Annotated in this window: 10 protein-coding genes; 3 read left to right on the top strand and 7 right to left on the bottom strand. The window is 66.1% G+C overall.

Annotated elements, in window-relative coordinates; translation table 11 throughout:
• Positions 1-4: 4 nt before the first annotated feature.
• Positions 5-1,207, bottom strand: coding sequence for a glycine oxidase ThiO (gene thiO / locus NKF27_RS05800; RefSeq protein ID WP_253555667.1), 1,203 nt, complete (start codon positions 1,205-1,207; stop codon positions 5-7).
• A 213-nt stretch (positions 1,208-1,420) separates the two neighbouring features.
• Here thiO and NKF27_RS05795 point away from each other — a divergent pair, with 213 nt between their 5' ends.
• Both NKF27_RS05795 and NKF27_RS05790 read left to right on the top strand, forming a co-directional pair.
• Positions 1,421-2,470, top strand: coding sequence for a MoxR family ATPase (locus NKF27_RS05795; protein ID WP_253555665.1), 1,050 nt, complete (start codon positions 1,421-1,423; stop codon positions 2,468-2,470).
• On the top strand, positions 2,467-4,212 hold the full coding sequence (locus NKF27_RS05790; protein ID WP_253555663.1) for a cobalamin biosynthesis protein CobT: 1,746 nt from the start codon (positions 2,467-2,469) through the stop codon (positions 4,210-4,212). The genes NKF27_RS05795 and NKF27_RS05790 overlap by 4 nt, the downstream gene beginning before the upstream one ends.
• A 193-nt stretch (positions 4,213-4,405) precedes the next feature.
• On the opposite strand, the gene NKF27_RS05785 is transcribed toward NKF27_RS05790, so the two are convergent.
• Positions 4,406-5,659: an FAD-binding oxidoreductase gene (locus NKF27_RS05785; protein ID WP_045991938.1), complete on the bottom strand. Its 1,254-nt coding sequence runs from the start codon at positions 5,657-5,659 to the stop codon at positions 4,406-4,408.
• Positions 5,660-5,848: 189 nt separating this feature from the next.
• Entirely contained in the window at positions 5,849-7,261 is a 1,413-nt protein-coding gene (locus tag NKF27_RS05780; protein WP_045991937.1) for a sodium:solute symporter, read from the bottom strand.
• 142 nt (positions 7,262-7,403) lie between these two features.
• Between NKF27_RS05780 and NKF27_RS05775 the strand changes: the two genes are divergently transcribed.
• On the top strand, positions 7,404-8,336 hold the full coding sequence (locus NKF27_RS05775; protein ID WP_052704284.1) for a LysR family transcriptional regulator: 933 nt from the start codon (positions 7,404-7,406) through the stop codon (positions 8,334-8,336).
• Here NKF27_RS05775 and NKF27_RS05770 read toward each other — a convergent pair.
• The 4 genes from NKF27_RS05770 to xsc all read right to left on the bottom strand — a co-directional run bounded on the left by NKF27_RS05770 (position 8,326) and on the right by xsc (position 12,920).
• Positions 8,326-9,054 (bottom strand): aspartate/glutamate racemase family protein, encoded by a 729-nt coding sequence (locus tag NKF27_RS05770; protein ID WP_124802470.1) that lies wholly within the window; start codon positions 9,052-9,054, stop codon positions 8,326-8,328. The genes NKF27_RS05775 and NKF27_RS05770 overlap by 11 nt on opposite strands.
• Positions 9,055-9,092: 38 nt before the next feature.
• Positions 9,093-9,881 (bottom strand): TSUP family transporter, encoded by a 789-nt coding sequence (locus tag NKF27_RS05765; RefSeq protein WP_205254722.1) that lies wholly within the window; start codon positions 9,879-9,881, stop codon positions 9,093-9,095.
• A gap of 27 nt (positions 9,882-9,908) precedes the next feature.
• Positions 9,909-10,916 carry a phosphate acetyltransferase gene (gene pta / locus NKF27_RS05760; RefSeq protein ID WP_253555662.1) on the bottom strand — a complete coding sequence of 336 codons (1,008 nt, stop codon included), beginning with the start codon at positions 10,914-10,916 and terminating at the stop codon, positions 9,909-9,911.
• 183 nt (positions 10,917-11,099) lie between these two features.
• Complete coding sequence (gene xsc, locus NKF27_RS05755; protein WP_045991934.1) at positions 11,100-12,920, bottom strand: sulfoacetaldehyde acetyltransferase; 1,821 nt, start codon at positions 12,918-12,920, stop codon at positions 11,100-11,102.
• Between the last annotated feature and the right edge of the window lie 346 nt (positions 12,921-13,266).

Raw genomic sequence — 13,266 nt, 5'->3', positions numbered from 1 at the left:
CCACTTAGCACCAGTTGCCCGCCGTCGATTGGGCCAGCCCCGGCTCGGACGTCGAGCCAGGGGTCGACACAGGGGTAGAGAGCAGGCCAGCCGACCCTTCGCGCTGGATGCGATAGGGGGTCGGATCCACGCAAGGGGAGCGCCCCAGCATCAGCTCGACGCCCAGCCGCGCCGCCGCCGGCGCCAGTACCAGGCCATTGCGAAAGTGCCCGGCATTGACGTGCAGTCCACGACATCCCGGCACCTCGCCGATAAAGGGGATTCCCCCGGGGGAGCCGGGACGCAGGCCCGCCCAGTGGTGCTCGATCGACGCCCGGGCGAGCGCCGGCAGCAGACGCACGGCACTGCGATACAGCGACACCCGGGCCTCGCTGGTGGTGCGCTTGTCGAAGCCTTGATGCTCAAGGGTGGACCCGACCAGGATGCGGCCGTCGCGCCGTGGAATCAGGTAGCGCCCATCGGCCAGCACCACCCGCGACAGCGGCCGCGGCACGCCGGGTGCCGGCCGCAGCACCATCATCTGGCCCTTGACCGGAGCCACCGCCATGCCGACCCCGAGGTGCTTGAGCAGGGCACCGCTCCAGGCGCCGCCGCATACCAGCACCCGTGACGCGGTGAGCACACCGGCGGCGGTGACGACCCCCTGGATCTGCCCGGACACGACCTTGAAGCCAGTCACCTCACAGCCCTCGCGCAGCTCGACCCCCGGATGCCGTTCGAGCCGCGCACGCAAGGCACGGCCCAGGCGCGGATTGCGCAGACTACCCAGGGTCGGCATCCATAGCCCGCCCTGGCCCTGGCGGACCCAATGGGTGTCGGCCAACGCCGGCTCCATCCGGCGGATGGCGTCGGCGTCGATGTCCTCGAGCGGCTTGGCCTGGCGCCTGGCCCAGCGACGCGCTGCGTCGGCGTCTTCCACCGCCAGGTACAAAAGCCCGTGTCGGCTGAACTGAGGGTCGACGCCGGTGGTCTCTCTGAGTTCATCGCAGAGCCCCGGATAGACCTCTTCCGATAGTGCCGACAACGCCGACACCGGGGCGCTGTAGCGCCAGGGGTAGAGTGGCGAGACGATACCGCCACCGGCCCAGGAGGCTTCCCGGGCACAGCGCCCGCGCTCCACCAGGGTCACCGAAAGCCCCGCCTCGGCCAACTGCCAGGCGCTTATCAGGCCGATGACCCCGCCGCCTACCACCACTACATCGCTCATGCTCGCCTCCTCGCTCGTCTGCCCATGTCCATTCAGCGCCGCTGTCGCGACCGCTGCCACCGCCGTTATCACCGCTGTTATCACCGCCAAAGGCCAATCGTCGCAGCGACACAAGATCAATCAAATCTCATTTTTCGATACAATTTGCGTTATTTTTTAAAACAGGTCTATAGTGACGACACACCTTTCCACCGCGTTTCAGGATTGACGACCATGGCCGACGCCTCACCCCTGCTCGACGACGCCCTCCCCGCCCAGCGTTGGCACAGCGCCCGGGAAATCTTCGGCATCGACTCCGACCTTCAGGTCCCGGTGTTCGAGACGCGCGACGACCATGTGCCGGCCATCGATGACGCCTATCGCTTCAATCCCGACGTGACCCTGGCGATCCTGGCCGGCTTCACCCGCAACCGCCGGGTGATGGTTCAGGGCCTGCATGGCACCGGCAAGTCGACCCATATCGAGCAGGTAGCCGCCCGCCTCAACTGGCCCTGCGTCAGGGTCAACCTGGACGGCCATATCAGCCGCCTCGACCTGGTCGGCAAGGACGCCATCGTCATTCGCGACGGGGTCCAGGTCACCGAGTTTCAGGAAGGCATCGTGCCCTGGTCGCTGCAGCGCCCGGTGGCGCTGATCTTCGATGAGTACGACGCCGGGCGTCCCGACGTGATGTTCGTGATCCAGCGCATTCTGGAGCGCGACGGCCAGTTCACCCTGGTCGACCAGAACCGGGTCATCAGCCCGCATCCAATGTTTCGCCTGTTCGCCACCGCCAATACCGTGGGGCTGGGCAACCAGGACGGTCTCTACCAGGGCACCCAACTGCTCAACCATGCCCAGGTGGACCGCTGGAACATCGTCGCCAAGCTCGACTACCTGCCCCGCGACGAGGAAGTGAAGATCGTGCTCGCCCGGGTGCCGAGCAAGGACAACGAACGTGGCCGACGCCACATCGACGCCATGGTGGCGGTGGCCGAACTGACCCGTAAGGGCTTCGCCAACGGCGACCTGTCGACGCTGATGTCGCCGCGTACCGTCATCACCTGGGCCGAGAACTGCGAGATCTTCCGCGACCCGGCGCTGGCCTTCCGGCTATCGTTTCTCAACAAGTGCGACGAGCACGAACGGCCATTGGTCGCCGAGTTTTACCAGCGCTGCTTCGATGCCGAACTCAGCGAATCCGTGGCCAGCGCGTCGTCAGACGGCGATTCACAGGCCAGCGATTCACTGGACAAGAAAAAAGACGCCGGGGAGGCGCCATGAGCGCAGCGGGCGAGGCGGCGCTTGCGCTCGCCCGCCAGCGCCACCAGCAGTACCTGGAGGAGTTGGAGGCCGCCGTGCTGCGCGCCCACACCGGCGAGCACGACTGGTTCTACGCCGGTCGCAGGCTCTACCGTGGGGCGTCCCGGGTGGCCCTGCGCGCGCCTCACCTCAAACTCGCCGAGGACTGCCTGTCACTCGCCGACTATCGCGCCGTCAGCGACGCCCTGGCATTGCGCCAGCGCTTCAGTGACGACCGGCTGCACCAGCGCCTGCGCCCCGAGGAACCCGAGCCGCGGCTGATCTACGACTGGCTCGAGCAGTGTCGGGTCGAGGCCCTGCTGGACGGCCCGGCCCCAGGCATGGCGCGCAACCTGAAGGCTCGCTTCGAGCGCTGGTCGCTGGACTATCACCACGCCCAGCTCACCGAGAGCGCGCTGGGCCTGTTGCTGTTCTGCGTGATCCAGATCAGCCGGTCACGGTTGATGGCGGCGCCCATGCTCGAGGAATTCGAGGACTTGCTGGAAGCGACCCGCGCCAATATCGTACCGGCGCTGGGCCACGCCCTGGCGGGACTGCGGCGTGAGCGCCACGACCAGCAAGGATTCCAGCGTCATGCCCGCGACATCGCCGACTGGATCGGTGTCCAGCTCGAAGGCTACGAGCCCCAGGGCGAGCGCGAGGACGAAGCCAAGGACCCACGCCGGGCGCTGGCACTGCTGCTCGACAGCGAGGACGAACTCGACGACGAGGTACCCCTGGCCGCCACCGGCCAGAGCCGCACCCTGGCCGACGGCGCCCATCGTTATCGCGCCTTCACCACCGCCTATGACAGCGAGCGCGAGGCCGACAGCCTGGTGCGACAGGCCCAGTTGGAAGAGTATCGGGCGCGCCTGGACGAGCGCCTGCACGCCCAGAAGGTCAATGTGCGTCGTCTGGCCCGTCAGTTTCGTCGCCACCTGTCGGTGGCCGATCGCGATGGCTGGCAGGACGGCGAGGAAAGCGGCGTCATCGACGGCCGACGGCTGTCCCAGATCGTTTCTTCGCCCCAGGAACGGCGCGTCTTTCGACGCGAGCGCTACCGTCCGGTCAGCGATGCCCAGGTCACCCTGCTGATCGACTGCTCCGGCTCGATGAAGGCCCACGGCGAGTCCATCGCCATGCTGGTCGAGCTCTTGACCCGGGCGCTGGACATGGCCGGCGTCGACAGCGAAGTGCTGGGCTTCACCACCGCCGCCTGGAACGGTGGCCGAGCCCAGCGCGACTGGCTCAAGGCCGGGCGCCCCGCCGCACCGGGACGGCTCAACGAGGCCCGTCACCTGATCTTCAAGGACGCCCAGCAGCCGTGGCGACGCGCGCGAAAGCGCTTCGCCGCCCTGCTCAAGGCCGACCTGTACAAGGAAGGGATAGACGGTGAAGCGGTCGAGTGGGCCTGCCAGCGCCTGATGGCGGCAGACGTCAATCGCCGCCTGCTGGTGGTGATCTCCGACGGCAGCCCCTCGGACAGCGCCACCAACCTGGCCAACGACCGCCACTACCTCGACAACCACCTGCGCTCGGTGGTCGCGACCTTCGGCGGTGGCAACGGCCGTCGCCCCGGCCCCATCGATATCATCGGCCTCGGCGTCGGCCTGGACCTGAGTCCCTACTACGCACGCCACCGGGTCATCGCCCTGGACCAGACCCTCGACAACGCCCTGCTCGACGAAGTGGTGGAGCTAATGTTGTCGAGGCGTCGTTACTAGGGCTTGTCTGAAAAGTGTCTACGCTCGGTAATACGGCGTTAAAAATCGGATCAACATGCTCATTTACACCCCTTAAACTGCGCTGTCTCACCGATTTTTGCCTTGTCTAACCTTCGCTCGCCGACTTTTCGGACTAAGCCTAGCGCTCGTCTATCAGTGCTGATCTCAAAGTGCTCGTCTAGAATCGCCCTTCCTAAAACCGTGCAGGGGACAAGCTGGCGACGTAGTCAGGCAGGGCTTCGCCGTGGATCATGGCCGCGATCAATTCGCCGGTGTGGGCGGACTGGGTCAGCCCCAGGTGGCCGTGGCCGTAGGCCACGAAGAGCCCTTTTCTGCCCGTTACCTGCCCTACCACCGGCAGGCCGTCCGGTGTCGAGTGGCGCACGCCCATCCAGCGCTCCGCCAGGCTCAGGGGCCGTCCGAACAGCGCTTCCCCCCAGCCCTTGAGCCTTTCCCAGCGGCGCTCGTCGGCGGCGCGGTCAGGAGCGGTAAACTCGGTGGTGCCCGCCAGGCGAACGCCGCCATGCATGGGGGTGGCATAGAAGTGGCGGGCCAGCCAGCCCACCGGGCGCGACAGCGAAAGCGGCGTTTCAAGCCGCACGTGGTAGCCGCGCTCGCTCACCACCGGCAGCGACACGCCGAGCGACTTGAGCAGGGCATCATTGGCGATGCCCGCGCACAGCACGACCTGGTCGGCCTGGTACTCACGGGACTCGCCGTTCTCGCCCTTCTCACCGATCAGGCGCCAGCCCCCCGCGGCCAGCGGCACCAACCCCCTGATGCGGGCACCATGCTGCACCACGCCCTCGCCTGCCAGGCGCTGCCACAGGGCTCGGCTCACCGCCAGGGAATCCTTGAGGTGGCGCGTCTCGGGGAAGTACAGGCCGCCGACGAGATCCGCGGGATGGATCGTGGGTTCCAGATCGCGCACCTCCTGCGCCGTAAGCGCCTCACAGGCCACCCCATCGGCCCGCTTGGCACGGGCCGACGCCTCCAGGGTCGCGGCCAGCGGGTCGCCTTGGCGGGCGAGTTGCAGACAGCCGGTGTCGGCGTACAGATCCGGCGCCTCGAGCGACTCCAGCAACGCGTGCTGAGCCTTGACCGCATCCTGAATCAGCGCCACCAGATCCGACTTGTGGCGGGCGAAACGCGACGGCGTCGCCGCCTTGAGAAAGCGCGGACCAAAGCCCGCCAGGCGGGCCAGATAGCGAGGGTCAACAGACAGCGAGGCGTCACGCCGACACAGCTCTCCAGGCAGTTGCCTCAAGGTATCGATACTGGCCATGGGCGAGGTGGCGTAGTTGGCGATCAGGCCGGCGTTGCCGAAGGAGGTGCCCTCCCCCGGCGGGCCCGGGTCAAAAAGCTGTACCCGGTGGCCACGTCCCGCCAGCGAACGCGCCACGGCCAGCCCGACGATGCCGGCACCCACGACGGCGATGGTATTCATGCACAGTCTCCTGTTGGACGAGGGCGGCCGGCCCGTGCTTGGGGCCAGCCGCGTCTTGTGGGCGATATCGTGGGGTTCAGTTGTCGCGGTAGAAGCGCCAGGAGGCGATACCCACCCCCACCGCGGTGAGGATGCTGACGGCACTGACGGTATACAGAGCAAGAGCGTACAAGGTCATGGGAATCTCCTTCACTGAGCCTTGGCGGTGACAGGGGCGTCGGGGACCGAGCGGAACAGTCGGTAGACCAGTACAAACACCAGCACATTGGCGATGACGCCGGCGATCAGCGCGGTCAGACCAGTCGCCGCCTGCAGGTCGAAGGGCCCCCACTTCCACAGGATGGTCACCAGGGCGCCGGCGAGCATGGCGGCGACCGCCGAGCGGGTGCAGCGCAGATCGAACAGCACCGCGAACACGAAGGGCAGCAGAATGGTCGGCGCCCACAGCGCGTAGCTGAGCAGCAGCGCATCGATGATCGAGGTGGCGTAGAGGGCGAAGACCACCGCGCCGAGGCCAATCAGCAGGTTGACCAGTCGCTCGATCCACAGCCGCTTCTTCTCGCTGACGTCAGGCTCGATAAAGGGTTTGTAGATGTCACCGACGAAGATCACCGCCGCCGAGTTGAGGTAGGAGTCGGCGGTGGACATCACCACGGCCAGGAGCGAGGCCAGCACCAGTCCGGTGATGCCCACCGGCAGGGCGTCGCGGATCAGGGTCGGCATCGCCTGGTCGGGCGAGATGGTCGGATAGAGCACCAGCGCGACCAGCCCGATGGTGGCGCTGACCAGATAGAACAGGAAGCCGAAGCCGCCGGCCACCGAATAGCCGATACGAGCGTGGCGCGAGTCAGGGGCCGACAGGGCGCGCTGGGTGTAGGGCGGCACCAGGGTCTCGCCGAGCAGAAAGGCGATGAAGATAGACAGGAACATGCCCACCGAATAGTCGCCCATCAGGCTGAAGTGGCCCTCGGGCAACCGCTCCACCAGCGCCTGGGGGCCGCCCAGATCATGGATGCCGATCAGCATAGTCACCGGCAGGAACACCGCCAGCATCAGAAACTGCACCACGTCGGTCTGGATCACCGCCCACATGCCACCCACGGTGGAATACAACAGCACCACCGCCATGCCGATCAGGATGCCGGTGGAGACCTCGATACCGAGGATGGCGTGGAACACGGTGCCCACCGCCAGGGCCTGGGCGCCGAGGATGCCGATGCAGAACACCAGCGAAAAGATGCCGGTGAACAGTCGCGCGCTGGCACCGAAGTGCTGCGCCATGATGTCGCCTACGGTCTGGGCGTTGACGTAGCGCTTGAGCCGGGGGGCGATGAACAGACCCGCCAGTACCGTGGCCAGGGGGAAGGCCGAGGCGGCGACCATGAAGGCGTAGCCTTCGTCGAAGGACTTGCCGGCACGCCCCATGGAGGCGCCGCCGCCGAGGAAGGAAGCCGCCAGGGTGGCGAACAGCACCGGCCAGATGATCTTGTTGCCGGCCACCGCAAAGTCCGCGCTGCCGGAGACCTTCTTGGCGCTGCGATAGCCGATGTAGATCAGTATCGCGAAATACAGAAGCAGACCGCCGAGGTCGATGGGATTCATGAAACTACCCTCGTTATGGTTGTTGGGGGTGGTTTCAGCATCGACCGCCATTGCCATAAAGACAACTTTGAGATAACTATGAAACCATAAATATAATTTAGAGGCGCTCGCTCACTTCCCGAGGGCGCCCGGAGGGACGCCCATGAAGGTTCGTCACCAGCTTCGCCAGCTCCAGATATTTCGTGAGGTTGTGCACACCGGCAGCCTGTCGAAGGCCGCCCGTCGTCTGGAACTCAGCCAGCCGGCGGTCAGTTCGGCCATCGCCAATCTCGAGCAGGAGGTGGGGTTCTTGCTGTTTCGCCGCAACAACTACGGCACCGAGCTGACCCCCGAGGCCCGCTATCTGATGGAGGGGGTCGACAAGGTACTGGCGTCGGTATCACATCTGGACGAACTCGCCGATGGCCTGCGCCAGGGCCGCGCGGGCAAGCTGATCCTGGGCTGCATGCCGGGGCTCTCGCCCACCGCCATGCCCGGGATCATGGCCGAGTACCTGGCCGACTATCCCGATACCCGGCTGTCGTTGCAGACCTTCAGCTCGCGCAAGATCCGGGACTGGGTGGCCGAGGGCCAGTTCGATGTCGGCGTGATCGAACGCCAGGATGACCTTAACGACCTCGATGCCCGCCACCTGTCCCTGCGCATGCACCTGGCGGTACCGCGCCACAGCCCGCTGGCGGGCCTTGCTCAGGTAGAGGCGGCGGATCTTGACGGCAAGGCCCTGGTGACCCTGGACGAGCACCACCAGAGCACACTCAAGTTGAAGCAGGCGCTCAGACAGGCCGGCGCCGACTGGCAGATCGCCGCCGAAACCCACCTGTTCCCTTCCGCCATCAGCCTGGTCAATGCCGGCATCGGCCATGCCCTGGTGGACCCGGTCTCGGCCTGGAGCTTTCTGATGCGTCGCGACTGCGCCGTGGCGATCCTGCCCTTCGTTCCCGCCATCGACCTCGATATCGCCGTGATCACTTCGCGCTTTCACACCAGTTCGCGCCAGTGCCAGCGGTTTCTGCCCTATCTGGAAAAGGGACTCGACACCTGGCACCGGCGCGCGCTGTCGCCGCTCAGCCCGTGACGAGCGGGTCCGGCGCCGATTGCTGCCTGCCGGCAGCGGAGCGAAGGATCAGCTCGAGTGCCGGCACAATATCGTAGACCGGGCAGCCCGCCTCCCGTCGCACCACCTCCACGAAAGCGCTCAGGTCGGTACACTCCAGCACTACCGCGTCCAGCGGCGCTTGCGCTTTCAGTCTTCGGGTTGCCTGTGCCAGCTCCTGCGCCATGGCGGCGAGATCCAGGTCATCGCGTCGACCTTCCAGGATCACCTGACGAAACTCATCACCGTCTTCGAGCCCCTGCACCACCGGCAGAGGCCCTTGCCAGCCAGCGCCGACGAAGTGGGCGCGCTTGAGCGCCCCCGCGTCTGCGGTCAGCACGCCGATCCGTCCTGTGCCACCGTGCACGCTGGCGAGCCACGGCAGCAGGGTCAGGCTGGACAATACCACCGGCACCGTCACCGCGGCCGCGACCCGTTCCTGATAGCGCGCCATGAAGCCACAGCTCCCGGCGATGGCACACACCCCCTCACGCTCCAGACGCCTGGCGCGGTCCACCAGCAGCGCGCCCAGCTCATCCCCGGGTGCATGCAGCAGGCGGGGAATATCGATGCCCTGCAGCACCTCGTAGCGTATCGGGTGGCGAAAGGTGTCGGGGTTGCGCAGATGACCAAGCGGCTTGGTAAAGGAAGAATCCAGACACAGCACCCCAAGCGGTGCCTCTTCCATGGCGACTCTCACGGGCAAACTCCTGTTCCGTTGTAGTATCTGTGCGAACCTCACGCCCTGGTCCACAGCGCCAGGCTGCCGTCGAGCATCAGCCCCACGCCTATCACCATCAGCGTCAGCATGGCCACTCGTCTCAATAGCACGGCGCTGCAGGGCGGCGGATAGCGGCGTCCGGCCCAGGTGGCCAGCGCCACCGCCGGCAGGGTCCACAACGCCAGCAGCCAGACCTGGGCATCGAGCCCGCCGGCGGCGCCGACATACAGGGTGCGCACCCCCGAGGTCATGGCGAAGCAGGCGATCAGCAATAGCCGGATGGTCTCGGTGGGCAGCGGCTGGCGATAGCAGTGGTAGATGACCGGCGGCCCCGGCATGCCGAACATTCCGGCCAGCAGCCCAGTCATGACGCCGTTCGCGGCGAAGCCTGCCGAGGACGATACGGCCGCGCGTGGGCGCGGCCGCAGGCCCACGCTGAGCCCGCCGTAGAACACCAGCGCCCCCAGCATCAGCATCAACAGCGCCTCGGCGCTGACGCTCAGCCAGTTCAGCGCCCACACCCCGAGGCCGATGGACGGCACGATGCCGAGCCCCAGTGCCAGCAGGTGGCGCCGGTCGAGATGATGCAGCTTGCCGGGCAGGGCCACGGCGCTGTTGACCAGGGTCACCAGACTGACCACCGCCACCAGGGTGGCGACGCTGACCAGCTCGAAGCCACTGGCCACGCCGATGATGATCATGCCGATACCGAACCCGGACACCGTGTGCAGGTAGCCTGCCAGAACGGTGATCAGTATCACCGCCAAAAGGCCAGACAGCTCCATTCCCTCGGGTACCAGTGTCATCTTCCCTCCCGGCCGGCCAGATGAATGTTACGCCACCGACAGGCGCTGGGCCTGGACCGTGGTGACGGCGATCACGTTGACGATATCCTCTTCGCTGCAGCCCCGCGAGAGGTCATTGGCAGGCCGCGCCAGGCCCTGCAGCAGCGGACCGATAGCCTCGGCGCCGCCGATCCGCTCGGCCAGCTTGTAGCCGATATTGCCAGCCTCAAGGTCCGGGAAGATCAGCACATTGGCGTTGCCCTTGACCCTGGAGTCCGGCAGCTTGCGCTCGGCGATCTCGGCGACGATGGCGGCGTCGAGCTGCACGTCCTCGTCGATGGCCAGGCCCGGGCGCGCGTTCTTGACCTTGCGCGCCGCCTCCACGACCTTGTCCACCGAGGCGTGATGAGCGCTGCCGCTGGTGGAGAACGACAGCATCGCCACCCGTGCCGGTTCGTCGAGCAGCGCCTCGGCGCTGTCGGCGGCGGCCATGGCGATCTGCGACAGCGCCTCGGCATCGGGGTCCACCACCAGCCCGCAGTCAGAGAAGATCATGCCTCCCTTCAGGCTATGGAACTCCTTGCACAACATCATCAGAAAGAAGCTCGACACCAGGCTCGCCCCTGGCGCCTTGCCGATCAACTGGATGGCGGCGCGGACGACGTCGGCGGTGGTGTGCACCGCCCCGGCCACACAGCCATCGGCCAGGCCGTCGCGGACCATCAGGTTGGCAAAGATCAGCGGCTCACGTACCCGCTGGGCGGCGTCCTCGGCCGTCATGCCCTTGGGCCCGCGCAGTTCCAGCAGGAGCATTGCCAGGCGATCGGTGTGCTCGGAGTCGGCGGGATCGATCAGCTCGATCGCCCCAATCTCGAGCCCTTCGGCCTCGGCCCGGGCGTCGATCGCCTGACGATCCCCCACCAGCAAGATTCGGGCATAGCCGGCCTGGCTTGCCGCCAGTCCTGCCTTGAGCACCCGCGCATCGTCGCCCTCGCACAGCACGATACGTCTGGGGTCCTGGCGGGCCATGTCGCGTATATGATTGAGCGCTTTCATCGGAACAGCTCTCCCGGGGTCATTGTTATCGGAGACTCCGCCCATCCCTTCACTCGGCCGGGGCTCTTTACCACCCTCTGGCGAATGTAAAAAAGCCCTGGCACCAGGCCAGGGCAATGTCGTCATACCGGACGAGAGAGTCTTGCGTGGCGAGTCAGACAGGGGAGTCCTTCGCCGCCGGTATCAGACGTAGTCCTGGTACTTCTCCAAGAGACGCACCGGCTTCTTCAGGGCGTCACGGCGGAAGGGGTCGCCCAGTTCGCGGGTACACATGATCTCGATGATGCAGGTCTTGCCCTCGTTCATCTGCATGTCCACCGCCTTCTTCAGCGCCGGGCCCACGTCTTCCAGACGGTCCACGGTGATGCCCTCGGCACCCATGGCGCGGCCGATCTCGGCGAAGCTCTCGTTGTCGAGCTCGCCGGCCACGAAGCGACGATTGTAGAAGTCGACCTGGTTCTTCTTCTCGGCGCCCCACTGGCGGTTGTGGAACACCACCGCGGTGACCGGGATGCCATGACGCACGGCGGTCATGGTCTCCATCAGGCTCATGCCCCAGGCACCGTCACCGGCGTAGGCGATGGCCGGACGATGCGGCGCGGCGGTCTTGGCACCGATGATGGTCGGCAAGGCGTAACCACAGTTGCCGAAGCTCATCGGGGCGAAGAAGCTGCGCGGCTTCTCGAAGCGCAGGTAGCTGTGGGCCACCGAGTTGATGTTGCCGATATCGGTGGAGACCATCACGTCTTCCGGCATGGCCTTCTCGAGCTCGCGCAGCACCTGACGCGGGTGCAGGTACTCGCCGCCGGAGAACGGCTTTTCGTCCTTGGCTTCCTCGATGGCGTCGAGGCTGAACGGATCACGCTCGTGGGTCCACTCGTCGAGTTCCTTCTCCCAGGCGTCCTTCTCGGCCTTGATCTTGGCAAGACGCTCGTCCTTGGAGGCGTCGCAGGCCAGGTCGCGGCCCTCGAGGCGTTGGCTCAGCTCGACCGCGGCGGCCTTGGCGTCGCCGCAGATGCCGACAGAGATCTTCTTCACCAGACCGAGCATCTTGTGGTCGGCGTCCACCTGGATGATCTTGGCGTCCTTCGGCCAGTAGTCCATGCCGTGCTGCGGCAGGGTACCGAAGGGCCCGAGACGGGTGCCGAGCGCCAGCACCACGTCGGCCTGGGAGATCAGCTTCATGCCGGCCTTGGAGCCCTGGTAGCCCAGCGGACCACACCACTGCGGATGGCTGGCGGGGAAGGAGTCATTGTGCTGGTAGCTGTTGACCACCGGCGCGCCGAGGCGCTCGGCCAGGGCCTTGCACTCTTCCACCGCGTCGGCCATGACCACGCCACCACCGGACACGATCACCGGGAACTTGGCCTCGGCCAGCAGGGCTGCCGCCTCGTCCAGTGACTGAGCGCCACCGGGGCCGCGATCGATGCGACGCGGCTCGGGAATCTCGGCCTCGATCTCGCCGTAGAAGTAGTCACGCGGAATGTTCAACTGGGTCGGACCGATCTCCGACATGGCCCGCTCGAAGCAGCGACCGGTGTACTCGGCCATGCGCGCCGGGTGGGTGACGTGGCCCTGATACTTGGTGAACTCCTGGAACATCGGCAGCTGGTTGCACTCCTGGAAGCCGCCCAGGCCGATACCGGTGGTGCCGGTTTCCGGGGTGATCATGACCACCGGGCTGTGGGCCCAGTAGGCCGCCGCGATGCCGGTCACGCAGTTGGAGATGCCGGGGCCGTTCTGGCCGATGACCACACCGTGGCGGCCGGAAACGCGGGCATAGCCGTCGGCCATGTGGGCCGCGCCCTGCTCGTGCACCACCGGAATCAGACGAATGCCGGCGGGGGCAAAGATGTCCATGGCGTCCATGAAGGCCGAGCCCATGATGCCGAACATGTCGGTGACGTCATTGGCGACGAGGGTTTCGACGAAGGCCTCGGAGGGCGTCATCTTCTGCTTACCCTTCACGACCTGGCGCTTGTTGGTGTTGTCGTTGTGACTCATGGGGCTCCTCCAGGGAACAAAAGCGGATGCTGGCGGCGTCGGCCATCAGGGCCTCGGGCCTTGTCTTGGCTTGAGCCGCTCCGGATCGGTCGCCTCAAGCTTTTCGATACCATAAGTTCCGATTTGCGAAACTTGACCCAAAGGTAGCGGCCGATTCGTGCCCGGTCAAGACGAATTTCATTATTTGATACGTTACGGTTCGTTTTTTATAAAAACAGACCGTCGTCGTGCCACCCTGTTTGCTCCGCCAAGCCCCTGCAGCGCCTCCCGCCGCTCGCCCGCCCCTCCATCCGCGCCCCTTGCACCCTTGCCTGCAGGATTGATCACGCTCCTTTTGCCGAACACC

This window comes from Halomonas sp. DN3 (assembly GCF_024137905.1).
Classification (GTDB): domain Bacteria; phylum Pseudomonadota; class Gammaproteobacteria; order Pseudomonadales; family Halomonadaceae; genus Halomonas; species Halomonas litopenaei.
Note: the sequence above shows the minus strand (reverse complement) of the source record. Positions and strands in the feature narration are given on the sequence as shown.